Below are 21,257 nucleotides of genomic sequence, written 5' to 3'. Positions count from 1 at the left end.
CCACGGGCCGGTCCCGTTTTATCCAGGAGAAGGCGTTCGATGAATTATGTGGTGCAACGCCTCCTGACGTTCCCACTGATCCTGCTCGGGGTTTCGGTTCTCGTCTTCGTCTCGATCCGCCTCGTCCCCGGCGACGCCATCACCGCCATGCTCGGCACTGAAGCGGGCCTTCTCACCCCCGATCAACGCGCCGCCCTCGCTGCCTATTTCGGCATCGATCAGCCCATCTGGTCGCAATACCTGCGCTGGCTCTCCGGCCTCTTCCAGGGCGATCTCGGCATTTCGTCCATCTATGGCAAGCCGGTCCTCTCGATCATACTCGAGCGCTTCCCGCTGACCCTGCAATTGGCGCTGATGTCGATGGTGATCTCCCTCAGCATCGGCGTGCCCCTCGGCGTCTTCGCCGCCACCCGCAACGAGCGCCCCAGCGACCTGATCGTCCGCATGCTCGCCATGCTCGGCCAGTCGACGCCGAGCTTCGTCATCGGCGTCCTCATCATCTATGTCCTCTCGGTCTTTTTCGGCTTCGTCCCCGCCATGGGCACGTTCACGCCGCTGACGGTCGACCCGCTCGCCAGCATCGGCCAGCTGATTTTCCCGGCCATCACCCTCGGCTTTGCCTTCGCCGCCTCGGTCACCCGCATTTCGCGCTCGGCCATGCTCGATGTCCTCAGCGACGATTATATCCGCACCGCCCGCTCCAAGGGCGCCTCCCAGCGCAGCGTCGTCTGGCGCCACGCGCTGCCCAATGCGCTCATTCCGGTGGTGACGCTCTCCGGCGTCGAATTCGGCTATCTCCTCGGCGGCGCCGTTATCGTCGAACAGATCTTTGCCCTGCCCGGCCTCGGCCGCCTCGTCCTCGATGCCATCACCCAGCGCGATTACGCGCTCGTCCAAGGCACCGTCCTCTTCATCGCCTTCAACTTCTTGCTTGTGAATTTGCTCGTCGACCTCGCCTATGTCGCGCTCGATCCGCGCATCCGGATCGGGGGCCGCTGATGCCAAAGCTCCTCCGCGCCTTCCTGCGTCACCCCTCCGGGCGCATTGGCCTCGCCATCATCTCGCTCTACCTGATCGCAGCCCTGCTCGGCGTCGTCGGCCTCACCCCGCATGACCCGCTAAAACTCTTCGCCATCGATCGATTGAAGCCACCCAACGCCACCTATTGGTTCGGCACCGATCTCCTTGGTCGCGACACCTTCAGCCGCCTCATGGTCGGCATCAAGCAGTCGATGATCATCGCCTTCTGTTCGGTTGGCCTCGCCACCCTCTTCGGCACCATCATCGGCCTCCTCGCCGCCTGGTGGGGCACCCTGTGGGACGGCATCCTGATGCGCATCATGGACGTGTTGCTGGCCTTCCCGGCCATCCTCCTCGCCCTCCTCATCATCGCCATTGTCGGCCCCGGCACCTCGACCAGCGTCGCCGCCATCGCCATCGTCTATACGCCCATCTTCGCCCGCGTCGTCCGCGGCCCGGCCCTGTCGCTGAAACAGCGCGATTTCGTCGACGCCGCCCGCACCTTCGGCAGCTCCCAGCCCTATATCCTGAGCCACCACCTGCTGCTCAATCTCGTCGCCCCGCTCGCCGTTCAGGTCACCCTCGCTCTCGCCTGGGCTCTCCTCACCGAAGCCGGCCTCTCCTTCCTCGGCCTCGGCACTCAGCCGCCCACCCCCTCGCTCGGACTCATGCTGGCCGAAAGCAAGAACCTCATGACCCAGGCCCCCTGGCTGATGATCTTCCCGGCCCTGACCATCATGCTCGGCATTCTCGGCTTCAACCTCACCGGCGACGCCCTGCGCGACATTCTCGACCCCCGCACCCAGAGGAGAGAAGCATGACCCCTCTCCTTTCCGTCCGCGACCTCCGCGTCGGCTTCGGCCAAAACCCTGCCGCCAATGAAGTGGTGAAGGGCGTCAGCTTCGACCTCGCAGCCGGCGAAACCCTCGCCATCGTCGGCGAAAGCGGCTCGGGCAAATCCGTCACCGCCCTCTCGGTCAATCGCCTCGTCGATTTCGGCGGCGGTCGCATCACCAATGGCTCCATCCTGCTGCAACGCAGCGATGGCTCCACCCTCGATGTCGCCAAGGCAGACGAAAAGGTCCTCCGCACCATTCGCGGCCGCGATGTCGGCATGATCTTTCAGGAGCCGATGACCTCGCTCAATCCGGTGCACACCGTCGGCGCCCAGATCGAGGAAGCTTTCAAACTAAACCGCGGCCTCCACGGCGCTGAAGCTGAGCGCGCCGCTCTGGACGTGCTCGAACGCGTCCGCATCCCCGACGCCAAATCGCGCCTCGCCTATTACCCACACCAGCTCTCGGGCGGCATGCGCCAGCGCGTCATGATCGCCATGGCCCTCGCCAGCAGCCCGCGTCTCCTCATCGCCGACGAGCCGACCACCGCGCTCGACGTCACCGTGCAGGCCCAGATCATGGCGCTGCTGGCCGAACTGCGCGCCGAAACCGGCATGTCGATGATCTTCATCACCCACGACATCGGCCTCGTCGCCGGCATTGCCGACCGCATCATGGTCATGCAGCACGGCCTTGCCGTCGAGCAGAACACGACCGATGCCGTGCTCAACAATCCCCAGCACGACTACACCAAGCACCTGCTCAATGCCGTCCCGCACTTCACCTCCGGCAAAGCCGTCCGCTCCGACAGTGAGCGCACCCCCACCAGCGAACCCATCATCAAGGTGGACGACCTCGTTGTTCGCTTCCAAGTGAAGAAGGGCCTCTTCAGGCCCAAGGGCGCCATCCATGCCGTCGATGGCGTCAGCTTCGATCTCATGCCCGGCGAAACCCTCGCCATCGTCGGCGAAAGCGGCTCCGGCAAATCCACCACCGCCCGCGCCATTCTGGGCCTCGTGGAGAAACACCGAGGCGCCATCGCCGCCAAGGCCGGCCGCTCGCGCCGCCCCATACAGATGGTGTTCCAGGACCCCTTCGCGTCGCTCAATCCGCGCCTCAATGTCGAAGCCCTGATGGCCGAGCCCGCCATAGCCAACGGCCAGAAACTCGACGACACCCTGCGTACCCGCATGCGGTTCCTGCTCGATCGCGTCGGCCTCCCGGCCGACGTGCTCAACCGCTACCCCCACCAGTTTTCCGGCGGCCAGCGCCAGCGCCTCTGCATCGCCCGCGTCCTGATGCTCAATCCCGACGTCGTTGTGCTCGACGAAGCCGTCTCCGCCCTCGACGTTTCGGTCCAGGCCCGCGTCCTCGATCTCCTCGTCGATCTCCAGCGCGAATTCAGCCTCGCCTATCTCTTCATCTCGCACGACATGGCCGTCGTCGAACGCATCGCCCATCGCATCGCCGTCATGTATGCCGGCCAGATCGTCGAGATCGGCGAAGCCCGCGCGGTCCTCTCCGACCCGCAGCACAGCTACACCAAGCGCCTGATCTCGGCCGTTCCCGCCGTCGAGCGCCGTCGCCAGCACTTTGCCGTCGACGCCACCCAGGTTCCCTCCCTCGTCCGCCCCGCCGGCTATGAACCGCCCCCAGCCAATTGGCGCACCGCGGGGCGGGATCACCGCGTCCGCATCGAAGAAACCAAATGAGCAAGCCGCAAGACATGCTGGAGCGGGCCTTCCCCGCCCTCGAACAAGCCATCGCATCCGGCCGCATCCCCGGCGGCGTCCTCGGCGTCATCGATCGCGACGGCAACCGCGCCACCCGCGCCATCGGCTCCGCCCAGACCGTTCCCACCAGCCGGCCGATGACCGAAGACACCTGGTTCGACCTCGCCTCGATTAGCAAGGTCGCCTTCACCACCGAGCGCATCCTCGCTCTCGCCGAGGCCGGCACTATCGACCTCGACGCGCCGCTGACGACCATCCTGCCGGACTACCGCCACTACAATCTCGACAATTGGGAGCGGAAGATCACCTTCCGCCAGTGCCTCGGCCACCAGACGCCATTCCCGGCCGTCTTCCCGCTCTACACCTATGGTCGCGACCCGGACCTCCTGCGCACCTTCCTGCTGCAGCACGATTTCCCCGCCGGCCCGGCCGTCTATTCCGACATCAATTTCATCCTGCTCGGCTTTGCCCTCGAACGCATCCACGGCAAATGGCTGCGCGAGCAGGATCCCGGCCCCGGCTTCGCCTGGTCCGCCGATCCGCAAAACGCCGCCGCCACCGAACTCTGCTACTGGCGCCACCGCGTCCTCGTCGGCGAAGTCCACGACGACAACTGCTCGGCCCTTCAAGGCGCCGGCAATGCCGGGCTCTTCGGCACCGTTCATTCCATGCTCGACTTCGCTGGCAACAAACTCACCAATGCCGGCCCCGACGCCCTGATCCGCACCCCCCTCAGCGCCCGCCGCACCCATGGCTGGGAACGCCCCTATGACGGCTGGTCCGGTGGCGACAACTGCACCGCCGAAACCATCGGCCATACAGGCTTTACCGGCACTGGCATCTGGATAGATTTTGCCCGCGGCCACGCCTGGACCCTCCTTACCAATCGCGTCCACCCCACCCGCCATTTCGACAGCGGCATTTTTGCGCTGCGCCGGGCCGTGGGCGACCGCATCAACGCCGAGTAGCAAATGACCTTTGAACCAATCTGGGCCGTTGGCCTCATGACCGGCACGGTGCTCGACGGCAATATCGACGTCGCCCTCCTCCGCACGGACGGCGAAACCGTCGAAAGCTTCGGCGCCTATACCCTCGCGCCCTATCCCCAATCGATCCGCGACCAGCTCGAAGAAACCCTGTCCCAGGCCCGCACCTGGGCCTTCGAAGGCCCCGAGCCGGCCATCTTCGCTGAAGCCGAAGACGCCCTCACCCGCGCCCAATCCGCCGCGGTCGCCGCCTTGGTGAAAGACGCGGGCCTCAAAAACGAAGACATCGGCATCGTCGGCTTCCACGGCCAGTCCGTGCTCCACCGCGCGCCCCAACCCGGCCGCATCGGCGCCACCCGCCAGCTCGGCAATGGCAAGCTGATGCATGACATCCTCGGCATCCCCGTCGCCTATGATTTCCGCTCCGCCGACGTCCGCGCCGGTGGCCAGGGCGCGCCCCTCGCCGCCCTCTACCACCAGGCCCTTCTCAAGAAGATCGGCGCCACCGACGGCAAGACCGCCGTGCTCAATCTCGGCGGCGTCGCCAATGTCACCTTCTGGGATGGGCGGGACCAGCTCATCGCCTTCGACACCGGCCCCGCCAATGCTCCGATCAACGATTTCGTCAAAAGCCTCGGCCTCGGCGACATGGACCACAATGGCGAGATGGCTCTCCGCGGCACAGTCGACGAAGAGCGCCTCGCAAAGCTGCTGACCCACCGCTACCTCAGCGCCGCCTATCCCAAATCCCTCGACCGCTTCGACTTCCTCTCCACCATGGCCGATGGCCTCGGCGCCGATGATGGCGCGGCCACCCTCACCGCCTTCACCTGCGGCGCCGTCGGCAAAGCCCTCGACCTCCTACCCCAGCGCCCCGAAAAACTCGTCGTCTGCGGCGGCGGCCGGCACAATCCGGCAATCATGGCCATGCTCAAAACCCGCGCCGGCGTCGAGGCTGTCCCGGCAGAAGTCGTCGGCTGGCGCGGCGACGCCATCGAGGCCGAGTGCTTCGCTTTCCTCGCCGTCCGCGTCCTCCGCGGCCTCCCTATCAGCTTCCCAACCACCACCGGCGCACCCCATCCGCTCACCGGCGGCGAATTGGCGGCCTGACAATGTCCATCCTCTCCATGGAGGTCACGGAAACACCTGCCCCCGACGATCTCGACAGGATCGGCAAGGGCCTGACGAGTTTCAATGAGGCCGATGTCGGCCCCGCCGAACGGCGCCCGCTGGCCATCCTGGTGCATGATAGCGACGGCGAGCTTGTGGCCGGCATTTCCGGCTACACCGCCTGGGGTTGGCTTTATGTGCAATGGCTCTGGGTCGAAGAAGACCAGCGCGGCCAAAGCCTGGCCGGGCAAATGCTGGAAAGCGCCGAACAGGAAGCCCGCCAACGCGGCTGCCACGGCGCCTATATCGACACCTTCAATCCCCATGCCCTGCACGTCTACCAAAAGGCCGGCTACACGGTCTTCGGCACGCTCCCGAATTTCCCCCCGGGCCGTACCCGCAGCTTCCTGTCAAAGGATCTCTAGGTGAAATCCCTCAGCGGCATGCTTTTCTGCGCCTCCGGCATCGTCCTGATGTGCTGCATGGATGCGGTCGCCAAGGCGCTCGGCGCGGACCTCACCACCTTTCAGGTCGTCTTCCTGCGCTATCTCGGCGCCGCCCTCTGGCTGGTCCTCTGGATCGCCCTAACCGGCGCCTCCTGGCCCAAGCGCGAAGACCTCGGCCGCCAGGCCCAGCGCGCCGCGCTCCTCGTCGTCACGGCATCACTCTTCTTCTACGCCGTCACCCACCTGCCGTTGGCCGTCGTCGCCGCCCTCGGCATGACCGCCCCTGTCTACGTCACCCTTCTCGGCGCCATCTTCTTTCACGAAAAGATCGGCCCCGGCGCCTGGCTCGCTCTCGGCCTCGGCGCCGCGGGCTCAGCCACCATCATCTTCGCCGGCCAGACCAACCCCTTCGCCTCCGCCAATGGCGACGCCATTGCCTGGGCCGCCGCCCTCCTCGCCCCACTCACCTACGCAATCGTCGTCGCGCTCCTAAAGCACCATTCCAGCCGCGAAGACCCTGCCGCCATGACCATGGGCCAATCCCTCATCGCGGCCATCCTCTCCTTCCCGCTCGCCCTCGGCGCCTGGCCCGAAATCACGCCGAAAATCGCCGGCCTCGGCACGCTCATCGGCCTTCTCGGCGCCGTCGGTTTCCTGCTGCTGATCAACGGCCTCCGCCGCCTACCGGTCAGCGTCTTCGCCGTGCTCGACTACACCGCCCTCATCTGGGCCGGCCTCCTCGGCTTCTTCTTCTTTTCCGAGGTCCCCGGCCCGCAACTCTGGATAGGCGGCAGCCTCATCATCGCCGCCTGCATCCTCAACTCCCGCCGCGCCGTCGAGCCGCAGCCGGCAAGCTGAGGATGCACCGCCCGGCCTTCTAGAAGCCCGCATGCAAGCCGAGCGCACCGGAAATATCGCCATCCTGGCCCATGGTCGCGCCATGCAGCGACACGCTCAAAACCGCGTTCTGCCCCAGCTTCTGGTCGACATCGAGGCCCGCGCGAACCCAGGTCTGCCCATGCGCCGTCGCCGGCAGATCAAAGGCAAAGGCACCCGGCACCGAGCCCGACACGGCGCCCCCCGTGCTGTCGAACCGATGCACCGCCTCGAACGTCGTCTTGAGCGTGGTCTCCGTCCCGAGCGCCGTCGTAGCGGTCACCCCCAGCCGCCCCTCAATGGCGGTTTGGGTCTGCGCATTGAACTGCGCCGGAAAACCCCCGCCGGTTTCGATAAAGGCGCCAGTATGAGTGGTGCCCAGGGTAAAGGAACCCCAGGGCGTGAAACTGGTCGCGCCCAGCGTCGCCGCATCGCGCCATTCCGCCTTGGCACGCACCAGCGCCGTCTGCACATCCGTCGAGCCCGAAGACAGGTCGACGCCCGCCCCATTGGCATAGGCGCGCGCAAAATTCGCCGACCAGGCACCATAAATGCCGGTGAGCGAGAGAATGAAGTCGGTATCGGAAGGCCGATAGTCGATCTCGCCCACCACGTAGCGACCATCCAGAGCTGCCGAGCCACCCAGCGGTAGGGCCTGACGCCCATGGCTGGTGCCAAGGCCCAACCCGGCGCGGACCTGATTGTCGGCAAAATCGCCGCAGATACCGGCTTCCACCAGCCCGATCGTCCCATCGCGTCCGCCGCTGGAATAGCGCGCGACATCGCCCATGCTCCACCCGCAAACGCCGCCATTGCCGCCAACGGGATAGTCCATCAGGCTGCGATGATGCGCGCCGGTCATCGGCGTCCAGCTCAGGTGTTGACCGGCATAGGCGATCTGGCCGGCCTGATAGAGCGTCGACGTATAGGCCGCCATGTCGACGACACCGGCATGCTCCCCAGACACCCGCGCGAGATAGGCCAGATCATCGCCCTCGGGCGACCGCATCGTGCCCACAACGACATCGCCGGTGTCGGACACACCTGCCGCACTGGTGAGGTTGAGATCGGTCATGTCGACCCCGGCCGCCGCAAGCCAGTCCGAGACCGATTGCATCTGCGTCGCCTCGGTCCAGCGGAAGGCCTGATTGATTTCGTCCTCGTCATGGGCCGAACCAACCACCACGCTGCCATCCGCGGAAAGCGCAAAGGCCCGGGCTTCGCTCCCGCCCAGCGTGCCGAGGTCGCTCATGCCCTCGCCGTCCACCCAGCGGAAGGCGCGATAGTCATTGTTGCCATCATAGGAAAGGCCCGCGACGATCCTGCCATCATTGCTGATCCCCAGCCCCTCGGCATGAATCCCGCCCAGCGTACCGATGCCGGTAACCGGCGAGGACCCGCCCTCCACCCCATCGAGAGCCCAGATGGTCGCCTGACCATCATGCTGGCCCCAGACATAGCCGGTGGCAAAACTGCCATTGCGCGAAATCGCCTGGGCCGAGCCAGTGAGCCCGCCGGGCGTCAGGCCCAGCGCAAACATTTCGATATTGCCGGCGACACCAGTCGTGGCCCCATCGATAAAGAGGAAGGGCTGACGCGCTTCGACGCCATTGGCAGACTCGCCGACCACCCGTCCGCCATCGGCCGAAATACCAAGCCCCTGGCTGAAACTGCCTCCCAGCGTGCCGATATCGCGGATGCCGGTGCCCTCGGTCCAGAGAAAGGCCCGATATTCGTCCGCCGCATTGAGCGCCGTGCCGACTATGCGCCGGCCATCGAGCGACACGCCGGTGGCATAGCTGCTGCGGCCGCCCAGCGTGCCGAGCAAGATCAAGTCGCCATTGGCGTCCCAGCGCACCGCCTGCGAATGGGCGGCCGCATCGACCGATGTGCCCACCGCGATCGTACCGGTGCCGTTGACACCATAAGCCTCCGAAGAACGGACCTCGCCCGGAATCCAGCCAAGATCGATGAACTCACCCGCGGCCAGCGCCGGACCGCCCGATACCAATGCCGTCGTCAATGTCAGGCCAACCGCCAGCCGACGAGAACCGGCGCGGTAAGAAACTACAAACTGCATGACCTACCCTGTTCCATGCGCCGCGGCTCCAAGGCGCGGCAGATCAGGGAGGGGTAGCGAGGGCAAAATGGCGGAACAATCTGGCCGCCCGGCGCGCACCATTTTTGGCGGCGCGCACCATTGGCGCTCCTGCGCTCAGTCGGCGCGCAGCCGCCGGTCAAGGCCGGGGGTGACCCCGAAGCGGCGCCGATAGGCTTTGACGAAGTTCGAGGCATCGGCATAGCCAATGCGGAAGGCGACCTGCTTGAGCGGCACGTCGGGCACTTCGGCCAGGAGTGTGCGCGCCAGATCGAGCCGGGCATCGCGCAGCAATTCAAAGGCCGTGCTGCCGAACAGCGTCCGGAAGCCAAAGTTGAGCCGGCGTTCGCTCATCCGCGCCACGCCCGCCAGCGCCGTAAGGCTCGGCGGCTCGCGCAGGTCCGCGAGCAAGGCATCACGCGCCTGACCAAGCCGGATCCGTTCGCCCGCCGTCAGGCTCACCCAATCGGCCCGCCCCGCCAATCGGTCCAGTTGCAGCGCCAGCAGCTCGAGCGTACGCGCCTCGGCATGCAGCATCGCCATGCGCCCCGAATAGATGGGCGTCATCAGCGCCTGCGCGCTGGCGCGCAGGGGTCTGTCGAGCGGCAGGGAATGGGCGAAGGCCCGGTCCTGCCCGGCGCGAACCGCTGCCAGCACCTCGGTCGCCGCCCGGTCCGTGCCCTGGGCGAGAGCTTCGATTTCGATACGCACCGCCACCAGCTGCCAGGCCCGGTCGGGCTGAAGGTCGTAGAGAACGTGGTCCGTGGTGGGATCAACGACATAGAGCGCGCCGCTTTCGCGCCAGGTCTGGCTCATGCCGCCCCGCGCCCCAAACGTGCCGACCCCGTCGAGCATGCACCCCAGGATCAGCGTGCCCTCGACCGCCGGCTGCCCCGAAGCGAGCCGATAGGCGTGCCGGGCATGCCCCTGGATGCGATAGACATAGAGTCCCTCGCGCAGGGCGCGCATGTCCATGAAGCCCGAGAATGGCCCATTTTCGAAGGTCTCGTGGCCGGTGCCGGCAAAGCGATGCTCGGCAGAGCTATCCTCGGCACTACGCGACCAGAGCTCGACCGAGCCCAGCGTGGACGGCGACATACTCTCTCCCTTGAGCATTTGCGCCTCGATTACTGAGCCCGCACTGGCCCGGCAAGCATCCCCATATGGTGCGATCGTGCCGCAAGTAGTGCGCCATTGCAGGCAATCCCTGCTTTATCAGGTTCCTTCGCGCCCCGCAAAACCGGCCTTTGGGCGCGGATCGCCACGAAAACGCCAGCTCCCCAAAGCAAATGGGCGCCGGCACATGGCCGACGCCCATCTATTGTCATGTCCCGCGCTGGCGAAGACGAACCGCTTACTGCGCCGCTTCCAGCGCCTGACCGTCGAGACCAGCGAGCGCACGAGCGAGACGCAGGCTTTCCGGCTGCTCCGCACGATAGCGGCGGCCGATTTCCATCATCAGCACCGTATCGGGCAGGAAGGTCAGTTCGGAGAAAATCCGATCCCAATCAATATCGCCCCAGCCGAGCGGCATGTGCAGATCACCGATCCCCATCGCCGTGTTTTCCTGCGGGTGATAGGGCTTGTAAAAACCCTGCGGACGGCCAAAGCTGTCATGCACATGCAGGTGCCCCGCGACCGGCGCCATGGCGGCGATTTCGCTGAAAAAGTCGAGGCCGCGATAGGTCGCTTCGAGATAAGCGTGGCTGAAATCGATCAGCGCCACAACCTGCGAGTGGTTGACCGCCTTGACCGTCTCGGCGACTTCCTTCGGCGTCTGACGATACTGGCCGAGTTCAGTGGTAAAGATGTTTTCGAGCGCAATGCGCACGCCATAGGGGCGAGCGAAATCAGCGAGTTCCGTCAGGGCTTCGCGTTCCCGCTCATCGGCGCCGGCACGTTCGGCGATCTGGTCGGCGCGCAGGCACCCGCCATGCTGCACCAGCACGCGCGCATTGACGCAGTCGCAGACTTCCACCAGCGCCTTGGCGGCATCGAGCTGGTAGCGCTGAGTCACCGGGTCCATGAAGTTGGACGAAACCAGGCCATGCACCGTGTAGCGGAAATCGAACTGGCTGGTGATGGCAACGAGACGCTCGGCGCGCTCGGGAATGATGCGACCACCCGAGATCAGGTCGAGGCTGGTCAGGCCCAGCTCGACCGTATCGACGCCCATTTCCGCCAGGGCGCGCAGGTCTTCGTGAAAGCTCGAAAATTCGCCGTCGGTAGAGCCGACATTGAAGCCGGTGCCGATGATATTGCCCATTGGGGCCTCCTTGGGATCAGGCAGAAACGGAATCGGTGGCGCGAACCGGACGACCATTGTGGTCGACCCGGCGGCCATTGCTGTGGTCGAAGACGTGAATGTCGCTTTCGCTCAGCGCGAAGTGCACCGGCATGCCGGTGCCCAGCGCATCATTGCCGCTATCGACGGCAATGATCGGGCTGCCATCAGCGCGGGCATAGACCAGGCGCGAGGCGCCGAGCTCTTCGGTGTAGTCGACCACGGCCGCAATGGCGTCCTTGTGGCCGGCGTCGACGCGGCGGACCAGTTCGGGACGAATGCCGATGGACACTTCGCGGCTCAGATGCGCCTTGGCGAGACCCGGCAGGTTCACCATGCCGCCCTTGCCGTGGCGGAAATAGCCGTCCTCACCAAAGAAGCCGCGCACCAGGTTCATTGCCGGAGAACCGATGAAGTCAGCGACAAAAAGGCTCGCCGGGTGGTGATAGACCTCGGAAGGTTTGCCAACCTGCTCGACAAAACCCGAATTCATCACGATCAGCCGGTCGGCCAAAGTCATCGCCTCGGTCTGGTCGTGCGTCACGAACACCGAGGTGACCCCGAGGCTGCGATGGAGGTTCCGAACCTCGGCACGCATGGCAACACGCAGCTTCGCATCGAGATTGGAAAAGGGCTCGTCAAAGAGAAAAACCTTGGGCTCACGCACCATGGCGCGGGCCATGGCGACGCGCTGGCGCTGACCACCCGAGAGCTCGCCCGGCTTGCGGTCGAGATAGGGTTCAAGGCTGACGGATTTCGCCACCTTGAGCACCTTTGCTTCGCGTTCCGCCTTGGGCATACCGGCGACCTTGAGCGCATAGCCGATATTCTGGCGCACGCTCATATGCGGATAGAGCGCATAGTTCTGGAACACCATGGCGCAGCCGCGCTCGCGCGGCTCGAGCTCGTTGACCACCTTGCCATCGATGGCAATCGTGCCTTCGGAAATCTCTTCGAGCCCGGCAATCATGCGCAGCAAAGTGGATTTGCCGCAGCCCGATGGTCCGAGGATGACGACGAATTCGCCGGCCTCGATTTCAACGTCGACGCCATGGATGACGTCATTCTTCTGGTAGCGCTTCTTGACGCCGGAAAAGCTGATCGCAGCCATGAAAGTCTCACTTGTCTCGGGTGATGAGGCCGCGCACGAACCAGCGCTGCATGAGTGCAACGATGAGCAGTGGCGGAAGCATGATGATGAGGGCGCCGGCCATGGTGACGTTCCAGTCGGGCGTACCGTTCTGGGTCGGGATCAGCGCCTTGAGCTGCATCACCACGGTGCCGTAATTGGTGCGGTCTGTGGTGATCAGTAGCGGCCAGAGATACTGGTTCCAGCTCGACACGAACATGATGGTGGCAAGCGCCAGCATATTAGTGCGCGAGAGCGGCAGCAGCACGTCGAAGAAGAAACGCACCGGGCTCGCCCCGTCCATCTTCGAAGCCTCGATCAGTTCATCGGGAATAGTCATGAAGAACTGACGATAGAGGAAGGTGCCCGTCGCCGTGGCGACCAGCGGCAGGATGAGACCGGTGTACGAATTGAGGAGGTTCCATTCGAGGCCGATGCGGACACTCGAAAGGGTCTGCACAAGGCCGGTAATCCCCAGCGTGTCGAGTACGACCTGGAACGGCAGCAAAGCATTGGCCGCGATCGCATAGGTCGGCACAATACGCACTTCGAGCGGCAGCATCAGGGTGATGAAGATCATCCAGAAGCAGACCATGCGTGCCCGAAAATCGAAGAACACGATCGCAAAGGCCGAGATCGAGGCGAGCACGATCTTGCCAAAGGTGACGCCGGACGCGACGATCAGGCTGTTGATCATCTTCGGGCCGAGGTCGGCGCGGGCCCAAGCGGCCTGGATGTTTTCCCAAAGGTGGGAAGACGGCCAGAGCACGATGGGCACGCGGCTCACTTCCTGCAGCGACTGGCTGCCGGCCACGATGACGATCCAGAAGGGCACCAGCACCACCAGCAGCCCGAGGATCATGGCGGCATAGGTGAAGATGTTGAAGACAGGCGAACGTTCGATCATCTCTGCGCCCTCAATTGTAGTGGACGCGCTTTTCGACCCATTTGAACTGGACGAAAGTGAGCGCGATGACGAGGAACATCAGGACGATCGACTGGGCAGCGGCGCCCGAATAGTCGAGGCCTTTGAACCCGTCGAAATAGATCTTGTAGACCATGACTTCAGTCGAGCCGACCGGACCGCCTTCGGTCATCGTGTCGATGAGGCCAAAACTGTCGGTAAAGCTCGAGATCAGGTTCATGATCAGGAGGAAGAACACGGTCGGCGCAATCAGCGGCAGCTGCAGGTCGAACATGCGCCGCACCGGACGCGCGCCGTCCATGGCCCCGGCCTCGGTGATCGAGCGCGGGATCATCTGCAGGGCCGCAAGGAAGAAGATGAAATTGTAGCCGATGCCGAGCCAGGCGTGACAGATGATGACCATCGCCAGCGCATGCACGCCGTTGGTGGACGGGTCCCAGATGCCCGGCCAGATCTGGTTGATCGAGCCGATGATGCCGGATTGCGGGGCGAAGATGAAGCGGAAGGCAACGCCGGCTGCCGGCGCCGCAATGGCATAGGGCCAGACATAGACCGACTGGAAAAGCTTCGTGCCCTTGAGCGAGCGATCGACGAAACAGGCGAGAAATAGCGCCACGGCCATCGAAAGGCCCGTCGTGCAGATCGCATAGAACGCGCTGCGCGCCACGGTCGCCCAATATTCGCGGTCGCGGAAAATGGCGATGAAATTGTCGAGCCACACCCAGCTATTGCCGCCGCCCCAGGGCTGTTCGAGCGTCAACGCCCAATAGAGGGCCTGCGAAGTGGGCCAGTAGAAAAACACCAGAACCAGCAGGAGCTGCGGGCCAATCAGAAGCCAGGGCAGCACCGGGTTGCGGTAAAAGGCGCGTCGTTCCATCGCTGTCTCCAGAGGAAAAAAGAGAAAGCACGGACGGCACTGTGGCCGTCCGTGCGATCAGATCAGACGATCAGGGGAGCTGGGCGCCCTTGTAGGTCTGTTCGAAGCGACGCAGGATTTCGTTGCCCTTGGCGTCGAACGCCTGGAGGGTTTCGAGAACCGGAGCGTTGTTGAACAGCACGTCCTGCATGGTCTTGACCATTTCCTGACGGATCGAGGCATAGTTGCCGAGGCGGATACCGCGGCTGTTCTCGGTCGGCGGGGTGAAGGTCAGTGATTCAACAGCCAGTTCACGGCCCTTGTACGGGGCTTCGTTATAGAAGCCGTTGGCCTTCATGGCTTCAAAGCCGGCCATGGTGACCGGGACATAGCCGGTGATGGTTGACCAGGTCTGGGCCTGCTCGGGCTGGGCGAGGTAGTTGAAGAACGCGGCAGCTCCCTTGTATTCCTCTTCCGACTTGCCCTTGAGGGTCCAGAGCGAAGCGCCGCCAACCAGCGAGTTGGTGCGTTCGGTATCCGACCACATCGGGAGCATGGCATTGGTCCAGTGCACGCCCTCGGCAGCCTGCTTGCCAAAGGTGCCGTGGTCGGCGATCGAGGACGAGGTGATCTGGCACTTGCCGTTGACGAAGGCGTCGTTGGCAGTTTCGCCGGCGTCCTTGGACTTATGAACGATGATGCCTTCATCGTACATCTTCTTGATCCAGGTCAGCTGGTCCACGAACTTGCCCTGGCTCACGACCATTTCGGCATCGAGACCGCCAAAGCCATTGCCCTTGGTGGCGATCGGCTGGTTGTGGATGGCAGAGAACTGTTCGAACCACTGCCAGGCGCCCGACGGATCGAAGGCGATCGGGCATTCATAGCCGGCGTCCTTCATGGCGCGGGCGACGGTTTCGACTTCTTCCCAGGTCTTGGGCGTGCCTTCAAAGCCAACCTTGGCCAGCGCGTCGGTGTTGTAATAGATGACGGCGGTCGAGTTGTTGAACGGCAGCGACAGCATTTCGCCGGTCGAGGTCGAGAAGTAGGAAGCGATACCGGAGAGGTAGTTGTTCCAGTCGATTTCGTAGCCGTTCGACGACATCAGTTCGCGGATCGGCATATAGGCGCCCGAGAGCATCAGGTCGAGCGTACCGGCGTCGAAGATCTGGGTGACGGTCGGCTGCTTGTTGGCGCGGTAGGCAGCGATCGTGTTCTGCAGGGTGTTGTCGTAGTTTTCCTGGCTGACGCACACGATCTCATAGTCGGCCTGAGATTCGTTGAAGCCCTTGCACATGTCCTGCACGCGCTCGGAAAGGTCGCCGGAAAGGCCATACCAGAATTCGAACTTGGTCTGGGCCATGGCAGGTGCAGCAGCTGCGATGGAAAGCACTGCGATCGTGGACGCTGCACTGAGCAGCCGGATGCTAGTCATTTTAGCCTGTCTCCGAATTTAAGGCCGTTTGGCGGGCGAACTCCTAGGCGCCCCGCATGACAGGTCGTTCTCAAAGCCATGGCGCTTTGACTAAGACTGCGTGTCGGATTGACGAAGGATCGGAGGAGGATCGATGACAGGGCCCGGCGCACACGGTGTCACAGGCCAAAGGACGCCGCCGGTTACACTCCGGCGACGCTAAGAAATCGGCACTAAATCACGTCAGACGGAGAGGAAGCCACCATCGATCGGCAGCACCGCTCCCGAGACCATGGCGCTGTCGTCCGAGAGCAACATTGCAACGCTGTGCGCCACTTCTTCCGCCAGCGCAAACCTCTGAAGCGGATGACGAACCATCATCGGCTCGCTCTTCTTCGGATCGCTCCAGGCCACCGCCGCAAGCTCGGTCAGCGTGATCGTCGGCGCCACGCAATTGACCCGAATGCCATGCGGCCCCAGTTCCTTGGCGAGCACCCGGCTCGCCCCCTCGAGCCCAGCCTTGGACGCCGCATAGGCCAAGTGATCCTGAAAACCGCGATGCCCGGCAATGGAGGTGATATTGACGATCGCGCCACCCCCACCGGCCTCGACACGCCGCCGCGCAAACTCCTGGCAGGTAATCAGCGCGGCCCGAAGGTTGATCCCCAGCACCGCCTCATAGCCCGCCTCGGTCATGTCCAGGACGCTTTCGAGCACATTGATCCCGGCGCTGTTGACGAGGAAATCGCAAGTCCCCGCCTCCGCCATAGCCGCCCGCGCCGCCTTGGGATCGATGAGATCGACCACCACCGTCCGGCACCCGATCTCAGTATGGAGGCTCTCAAGATCAGCCACCGTCCGGCTCAGCGCCACGACCTCTGCACCCCGCGCCGCCAGCACCTGCGCACAGGCCCGGCCAATCCCCTTGCCCGCCCCGGTGACAATGACCGTCTTGCCCGAAAACGACATCTGGCCCCTCTCAGACACGATCAAAATTGCTCGGCAGCACGATCATGTCGCGGATCGTCACGCTACGTTTTCGCGTGAGCATATAGACCACCGCATCCGCCACCTCTTCCGGATCCATCAGGCTGCCGCTTTCCTTGGCCTTGCGCAGGTTTTCCTCCGGCCAGTCGGCCAACAGCGCCGAAACCACCGGCCCCGGCGACACCTGCGACACCCGCACCCCATGCGGCACCATCTGCCGCCGCATGCCCTGCACAAAGCTGGTGATCGCCCATTTCGAGCCCGAATAGACCGGCTCCCAATACGTCGGGAAATGCCCCGCAATCGAACAGGTAACGACGATATCGCCGGTCTTCCGCGCGATCATGTGCGGCGCCACGGCGTGCACATTCTTCATCACGGCATTGACGTTGAGATTGAGCATCCGGTCGATCGCCTCCGGCGTCGTCTCGGTCAGGTCGCCGCCGATATAGGTGCCGGCATTGCAGTAGAGAATGTCGATATGCGGCACGTTTTTGAGGATTTCCGGCACCATTGCATTGCAACTCTCCGCATCGAGCAGGTTCGTCACCTGCGGAATGGCCCGCTCCCCAAGGCTCCCGGCAAGCTGCTCCAGCCCCTCCCGGTTCCAGTCCACCATCACCACCGTCGCGCCCTCGCCAAGCAGCGCCTTGGTGCTCGCCAGCCCAATGCCGGACGCAGCTCCGGTGATGACGGCAATCTTGCCTTCCAGGGATTCAGCCACAATTTCCTCCAAACAATACGGCCCGGCGTGGTCCCGGCGCTAAACCGCCCGCAGCTTCTCGCGAATAATCGCGCTGGCAACGACGGGATCCGGCGGCAGCACCGCGCTCCTCAGGGCACGGGAATATTCGTGGGTCGGATTGCCGAGCACATCCTCGGCGCGCCCCGCCTCCACCACATCTCCTTTGTGCATGATTATGACGCGATCCGAAATGTAGTAGGCCGTCGAAAGATCGTGCGTGATGTAGATGATCGACACACCCAGCGTATCGCGCAGCTCCCGGAACAGGTTCACGATGGACATGCGCAGCGAAGCATCGACCATCGAAACCGGCTCATCCGCCACGATCAGCTTCGGCCCTGGAATAAGCGCCCGCGCCACCGCGATACGCTGCAACTGCCCGCCCGAAAGCTCATGCGAATAGCGCCCGCGCACTTCGGCGAGCGACAAGCCCACATGCTGCAGCGATCTATCGGTCGCCGCCTCCACCGCCGCCTTGTCCTTCAGCCCCAGAAACCGCCGTGCGGTCGAGAACAGATAATAGTCGAGCGTCGTCAGCGGATTGAAGGCCTCGAACGGGTTCTGGAAAATCGGCTGCACCCGCGACATGAATTCGAGCCGCTCCTTGCGCGTGCGCACCTGGGCGATATCCTTGCCCATGAAGCGCAGCGTGCCGCTGGTCGGCGTTTCATTGCCAAGGATCATGCGCGCCGTCGTCGTCTTGCCGCTGCCTGACTCCCCCACCACCGTGAAGATTTCGGGCTTCTCGGCATCGAGCACAAAACTCACATGCTTGACCGCATGCAGCGTAGAGCGGTCGAGAAAGCCGCCGACACGATAGTCCTTGTTCACGTCCAAAAGTTCGAGCAGCGCGGTCATGCGGCCTCCACCTCCCCGGCGCGCCAGCAGGCGACACGGCCACTATTGCGTGCCAGCAAGGGCGGGTTCTCGCTCTTGCATTTGTCCACCGCCAGCGGGCAGCGCGGATGGAAACGACACCCGCTCGGTGGATCCGCCAGGTTCGGCGGCTTACCCGGCAATGCCTGACGCTTTCGCGTATCGCCTATCCGCGGCAAGCTGGCGATGAGATGGCTCGTATAGGGATGCTGCGGATGCTGGAACACATCCAGCGTCGGCCCCTCTTCGACAAGCCGCCCGGCATAGACAATCCCGATCCGATCGGCGATCGCCGCATGCACCGTCATGTCATGCGTCACGAAGATGATCGACGAGCCCATGCGCTGCTGCACGCCCTTGATCAGCGCCAACACATCCTGCTGCACCAGCACGTCGAGCGCCGTCGTCGGCTCATCGGCAATGATGAATTCCGGCTCGCATACCGTGGCGAGCCCGATGGTCAGTCGCTGCCGCATGCCGCCCGAAAGCTGGTGCGGATAGGCTTCGAGCACCCGCGGATCAAGCCCGATGCGCTGCAGATGGCTCTCCACCCGTGCCCGGAACTCACCCTCGGAAAGCCCCATATGCTTGAAGGCAAAGTCATGAAACGCATGCTTCACCTTACGCACCGGGTTCAGCACATTCATCGACCCCTGCATCACATAGGAAAGGTGCTTCCACCGCGCCGCCTTCATCGCCGGGCGCTGGGCATAGACATCCAGCTCCTTGCCCCCGAAATCGAATTTGACCGAGCCTTCCACCACCCGCAGCGGCGGCGTGATCGCCCCGGCAATGGTCTTGATCAGCGAGGATTTGCCCGAGGATGACTCCCCGGCAATCCCATAGATCTCATTGCGATTGATGGTCAGGCTCACATCGTCGACGGCCCGCACTTCGCGGCGCACGCCAAAATAGTTCATCTGGTAATAGGCCTTGAGACCCTCCACCCGCAGCACCGGCTTGGCTTCAACGCTGATCGGCTTGTTTTCGACTGCGGCAAGCATGGCTACGCTCCCATCCGGCTAAGGCGACTGCGGGGGTCGATATATTCGTTGACCGAAATGGCGAGCAGGAAGAGCCCGAGGAACAGCAGCACCACCGCAATGATCGGGAAGGCAATCCACCACCAGATACCGGCAATGATGGCCTGGTGCTGGTTGGCCCAATAGATCATCCCGCCAATGGTCGGCCGGTTGATGTCAGAAAACCCGAGCACCGATAGCGTCACCTCAAGCCCGATGGCCCAGATGAGATTGTTCATCGCCGTAAAGAAGATGACGGGCATCACATAGGGCAGATGCTGGCGCACGAGGATTTGCGGCACACTCATGCCGGCAAACACCGCATGGCGGGTAAATTCGCGGTTCCTCAGGCTCAGCGTCACCGAGCGGATCAGCCGCGCATCATAGTTCCAGCCCAGCAGCGCCGCCGTCAGCGCCAGGATCGGCCAGCTCATCTGGTCGCGCATGACGAAATAGACGAGCAGCAGAATGGGAATGTTGGGCAGGGCGATCATGGTGTCGTTGATCGTCATCAGGAACTCGTCCCATTTGCCCCCGAGATAGCCCGAGATCATCCCCACCGCGACGGCGAACAAGCGGCTCAGAATAGTGACGCTCAACCCGAACAGCATGGTGTTCCAGATGGCCGAACTCATCTGCCAGAGCACATCCTGACCGCGCGACGTGGTGCCGAACCAGTATTCTGCCGAAGGCGGCATGTCAGGCGGCAGGAGATAGATGGCCGTATCGGGCAGCGGCGCCCAGAAATGCGCCAGCGCGAAAAGGAAGATGGCCAGCGTCAGGATAAAGCCGATGGTGAATTCGATATTGTAGCGCAAGAGGTCGCGTAGAATCTTGAACATGGTCAGCCCAGCCTCACGCGCGGATCGATGAGCGGATAGAGAAGGTCGATGATGAACACGGCCACAGCGACAGAGATGATCGACATCGTCGTCACCCCCAGCACCAGCGAATAGTCGCCGCGATAAATGCCCTGGATGAGCAGCCGCCCCACACCGGGATAGTTGAACAGGAACTCGGTGATCACGGCCCCGCCGAACACATTGCCAAGGCTCAGCGCCAGGCCCGTCAACTGCGGCAGCAGCGCATTGCGCGCCACATATTGGGAAAAGATCTTTGATGAGTTGACCCCGCCCAGCTCGGCATAAACGACGTGGTCATCGGTGACGATATTGGACACCAGCGAGCGCATGGAAATGAACCAGCTACCGATGCCCACCAGCACCAGCGTCAGCGCCGGCAGAGTGCCGTGAAGGATCAGCGAGCGGATGTAGTCGAAGGTAAAGCCGGGCTGCAGGTTCATCTGCGCGCCGCCCGAAATCGGCAGCACCGGCCAGATGAAGCCAAAGGCCAGCAGCAGCACGAGGCCGATGATATAGGCCGGCACCGGATGGAGAGCCATCACCGCCGCGCCCGACAGCTTGAGCAGCACATTGGAGCGATAATAGCCCGCCAGCGCACCAAGCAGATTGCCCAGCGTCCAGGTGATGACAAGCGCCAGCGTAAGCAGCCCAATCGTCCAGGGCAGCGCGCCCATGATCAGCGACATCACCGGCGTCGGGAAGGCCGAGAGCGACGGCCCGAAATCGCCGCGCAACACGCGCCCCCAGAAGGAGAGATATTGATCGAGCATCGTGCCCTGGAGCCCATAAAGCTCCTCGAGCGCCGAGCGCATCAGATCGACTGAGCGCGGATCGGTGGCGCCGAAATTGGTCATCAGCGCAACCGACTGTTCCACCGGGTCAACCGGGGAGAGGTTGGTGATGAGGAAAGCCAGCGACACACCCAGGAAGATCACGAGGAAAAACTGGAAGAAGCGCCGGACGAGATATTTGGCAAAGCCGTCCATCTTGGGCCCGTTCTCGAACAATGAGTGTCGGAAGGTGCGGGCGGGGTTTGTCACCCCCGCCCGCG

General features: G+C 63.6%; 20 protein-coding genes. 7 read left to right on the top strand and 13 right to left on the bottom strand.

All coding sequences use genetic code 11. The features are described from left to right. The first annotated feature begins 39 nt into the window (after positions 1–39). From ACSQ2A_RS10215 to ACSQ2A_RS10185, 7 genes are read left to right on the top strand one after another with little or no spacing between them, the layout of a single operon-like run. Positions 40–999 (top strand): ABC transporter permease, encoded by a 960-nt coding sequence (locus ACSQ2A_RS10215; protein ID WP_436072135.1) that lies wholly within the window; start codon positions 40–42, stop codon positions 997–999. Continuing rightward, complete coding sequence (locus ACSQ2A_RS10210; RefSeq protein ID WP_436072134.1) at positions 999–1,841, top strand: ABC transporter permease; 843 nt, start codon at positions 999–1,001, stop codon at positions 1,839–1,841. The genes ACSQ2A_RS10215 and ACSQ2A_RS10210 overlap by 1 nt, the downstream gene beginning before the upstream one ends. Beyond that, complete coding sequence (locus tag ACSQ2A_RS10205; RefSeq protein WP_436072133.1) at positions 1,838–3,568, top strand: ABC transporter ATP-binding protein; 1,731 nt, start codon at positions 1,838–1,840, stop codon at positions 3,566–3,568. The genes ACSQ2A_RS10210 and ACSQ2A_RS10205 overlap by 4 nt, the downstream gene beginning before the upstream one ends. Next, positions 3,565–4,557 carry a serine hydrolase domain-containing protein gene (locus ACSQ2A_RS10200; protein WP_436072132.1) on the top strand — a complete coding sequence of 331 codons (993 nt, stop codon included), beginning with the start codon at positions 3,565–3,567 and terminating at the stop codon, positions 4,555–4,557. Before ACSQ2A_RS10205 ends, ACSQ2A_RS10200 begins: the two co-directional genes overlap by 4 nt. A gap of 3 nt (positions 4,558–4,560) precedes the next feature. Beyond that, positions 4,561–5,685 (top strand): anhydro-N-acetylmuramic acid kinase, encoded by a 1,125-nt coding sequence (locus ACSQ2A_RS10195; RefSeq protein ID WP_436072131.1) that lies wholly within the window; start codon positions 4,561–4,563, stop codon positions 5,683–5,685. Positions 5,686–5,687: 2 nt separating this feature from the next. After that, positions 5,688–6,110: a GNAT family N-acetyltransferase gene (locus ACSQ2A_RS10190; protein WP_436072130.1), complete on the top strand. Its 423-nt coding sequence runs from the start codon at positions 5,688–5,690 to the stop codon at positions 6,108–6,110. Beyond that, positions 6,111–6,989, top strand: a complete 879-nt coding sequence (locus ACSQ2A_RS10185; protein ID WP_436072129.1) for a DMT family transporter — start codon at positions 6,111–6,113, stop codon at positions 6,987–6,989. Positions 6,990–7,008: 19 nt separating this feature from the next. Here ACSQ2A_RS10185 and ACSQ2A_RS10180 read toward each other — a convergent pair whose 3' ends face one another. The 13 genes from ACSQ2A_RS10180 to ACSQ2A_RS10120 form a co-directional block, all read right to left on the bottom strand. Next, a complete protein-coding gene (locus ACSQ2A_RS10180) occupies positions 7,009–9,087 on the bottom strand; it encodes an autotransporter domain-containing protein (RefSeq protein WP_436072128.1) in 2,079 nt (692 codons plus the stop codon). 135 nt (positions 9,088–9,222) lie between these two features. Further along, positions 9,223–10,203 carry a helix-turn-helix domain-containing protein gene (locus ACSQ2A_RS10175; protein ID WP_436072127.1) on the bottom strand — a complete coding sequence of 327 codons (981 nt, stop codon included), beginning with the start codon at positions 10,201–10,203 and terminating at the stop codon, positions 9,223–9,225. A 256-nt stretch (positions 10,204–10,459) separates the two neighbouring features. Then, positions 10,460–11,371, bottom strand: coding sequence for a TIM barrel protein (locus ACSQ2A_RS10170; protein ID WP_436072126.1), 912 nt, complete (start codon positions 11,369–11,371; stop codon positions 10,460–10,462). Between the two features lie 16 nt (positions 11,372–11,387). Then, on the bottom strand, positions 11,388–12,500 hold the full coding sequence (locus ACSQ2A_RS10165) for an ABC transporter ATP-binding protein (RefSeq protein WP_436072125.1): 1,113 nt from the start codon (positions 12,498–12,500) through the stop codon (positions 11,388–11,390). 7 nt (positions 12,501–12,507) lie between these two features. Beyond that, positions 12,508–13,425 (bottom strand): ABC transporter permease subunit, encoded by a 918-nt coding sequence (locus ACSQ2A_RS10160; protein WP_436072124.1) that lies wholly within the window; start codon positions 13,423–13,425, stop codon positions 12,508–12,510. A gap of 10 nt (positions 13,426–13,435) precedes the next feature. Continuing rightward, positions 13,436–14,320 (bottom strand): ABC transporter permease subunit, encoded by an 885-nt coding sequence (locus ACSQ2A_RS10155; RefSeq protein ID WP_436072123.1) that lies wholly within the window; start codon positions 14,318–14,320, stop codon positions 13,436–13,438. 70 nt (positions 14,321–14,390) lie between these two features. Beyond that, entirely contained in the window at positions 14,391–15,734 is a 1,344-nt protein-coding gene (locus ACSQ2A_RS10150; protein WP_436072122.1) for an extracellular solute-binding protein, read from the bottom strand. Between the two features lie 222 nt (positions 15,735–15,956). Beyond that, positions 15,957–16,682, bottom strand: a complete 726-nt coding sequence (locus tag ACSQ2A_RS10145) for an SDR family oxidoreductase (protein ID WP_436072121.1) — start codon at positions 16,680–16,682, stop codon at positions 15,957–15,959. A gap of 10 nt (positions 16,683–16,692) precedes the next feature. Further along, a complete protein-coding gene (locus ACSQ2A_RS10140) occupies positions 16,693–17,424 on the bottom strand; it encodes an SDR family oxidoreductase (protein ID WP_436072120.1) in 732 nt (243 codons plus the stop codon). Between the two features lie 39 nt (positions 17,425–17,463). Then, positions 17,464–18,303, bottom strand: a complete 840-nt coding sequence (locus ACSQ2A_RS10135) for an ABC transporter ATP-binding protein (protein ID WP_436072119.1) — start codon at positions 18,301–18,303, stop codon at positions 17,464–17,466. Then, a complete protein-coding gene (locus ACSQ2A_RS10130; RefSeq protein WP_436072118.1) occupies positions 18,300–19,325 on the bottom strand; it encodes an ABC transporter ATP-binding protein in 1,026 nt (341 codons plus the stop codon). The genes ACSQ2A_RS10135 and ACSQ2A_RS10130 overlap by 4 nt, the downstream gene beginning before the upstream one ends. 2 nt (positions 19,326–19,327) lie before the next feature. Continuing rightward, positions 19,328–20,185: an ABC transporter permease gene (locus ACSQ2A_RS10125; RefSeq protein ID WP_436072117.1), complete on the bottom strand. Its 858-nt coding sequence runs from the start codon at positions 20,183–20,185 to the stop codon at positions 19,328–19,330. 2 nt (positions 20,186–20,187) lie between these two features. Then, positions 20,188–21,192 carry an ABC transporter permease gene (locus tag ACSQ2A_RS10120; RefSeq protein ID WP_436072116.1) on the bottom strand — a complete coding sequence of 335 codons (1,005 nt, stop codon included), beginning with the start codon at positions 21,190–21,192 and terminating at the stop codon, positions 20,188–20,190. Positions 21,193–21,257: the final 65 nt, after the last annotated feature.

This window comes from Devosia sp. LjRoot3, assembly GCF_964252865.1.
In the GTDB taxonomy this organism is placed as follows: domain Bacteria; phylum Pseudomonadota; class Alphaproteobacteria; order Rhizobiales; family Devosiaceae; genus Devosia.
Note: the sequence above shows the minus strand (reverse complement) of the source record. Positions and strands in the feature narration are given on the sequence as shown.

Coding starts and splice junctions, on each gene's coding strand:
- ACSQ2A_RS10180 (WP_436072128.1), bottom strand. CDS start 9,087: ATGCAGTTTGTAGTTTCTTACCGCGCCGGTTCTCGTCGGCTGGCGGTT.
- ACSQ2A_RS10200 (WP_436072132.1), top strand. CDS start 3,565: ATGAGCAAGCCGCAAGACATGCTGGAGCGGGCCTTCCCCGCCCTCGAA.
- ACSQ2A_RS10175 (WP_436072127.1), bottom strand. CDS start 10,203: ATGTCGCCGTCCACGCTGGGCTCGGTCGAGCTCTGGTCGCGTAGTGCC.
- ACSQ2A_RS10205 (WP_436072133.1), top strand. CDS start 1,838: ATGACCCCTCTCCTTTCCGTCCGCGACCTCCGCGTCGGCTTCGGCCAA.
- ACSQ2A_RS10125 (WP_436072117.1), bottom strand. CDS start 20,185: ATGTTCAAGATTCTACGCGACCTCTTGCGCTACAATATCGAATTCACC.
- ACSQ2A_RS10130 (WP_436072118.1), bottom strand. CDS start 19,325: ATGCTTGCCGCAGTCGAAAACAAGCCGATCAGCGTTGAAGCCAAGCCG.
- ACSQ2A_RS10215 (WP_436072135.1), top strand. CDS start 40: ATGAATTATGTGGTGCAACGCCTCCTGACGTTCCCACTGATCCTGCTC.
- ACSQ2A_RS10190 (WP_436072130.1), top strand. CDS start 5,688: ATGTCCATCCTCTCCATGGAGGTCACGGAAACACCTGCCCCCGACGAT.
- ACSQ2A_RS10120 (WP_436072116.1), bottom strand. CDS start 21,192: ATGGACGGCTTTGCCAAATATCTCGTCCGGCGCTTCTTCCAGTTTTTC.
- ACSQ2A_RS10160 (WP_436072124.1), bottom strand. CDS start 13,425: ATGATCGAACGTTCGCCTGTCTTCAACATCTTCACCTATGCCGCCATG.
- ACSQ2A_RS10195 (WP_436072131.1), top strand. CDS start 4,561: ATGACCTTTGAACCAATCTGGGCCGTTGGCCTCATGACCGGCACGGTG.
- ACSQ2A_RS10155 (WP_436072123.1), bottom strand. CDS start 14,320: ATGGAACGACGCGCCTTTTACCGCAACCCGGTGCTGCCCTGGCTTCTG.
- ACSQ2A_RS10165 (WP_436072125.1), bottom strand. CDS start 12,500: ATGGCTGCGATCAGCTTTTCCGGCGTCAAGAAGCGCTACCAGAAGAAT.
- ACSQ2A_RS10210 (WP_436072134.1), top strand. CDS start 999: ATGCCAAAGCTCCTCCGCGCCTTCCTGCGTCACCCCTCCGGGCGCATT.
- ACSQ2A_RS10135 (WP_436072119.1), bottom strand. CDS start 18,303: ATGACCGCGCTGCTCGAACTTTTGGACGTGAACAAGGACTATCGTGTC.
- ACSQ2A_RS10170 (WP_436072126.1), bottom strand. CDS start 11,371: ATGGGCAATATCATCGGCACCGGCTTCAATGTCGGCTCTACCGACGGC.
- ACSQ2A_RS10145 (WP_436072121.1), bottom strand. CDS start 16,682: ATGTCGTTTTCGGGCAAGACGGTCATTGTCACCGGGGCGGGCAAGGGG.
- ACSQ2A_RS10150 (WP_436072122.1), bottom strand. CDS start 15,734: ATGACTAGCATCCGGCTGCTCAGTGCAGCGTCCACGATCGCAGTGCTT.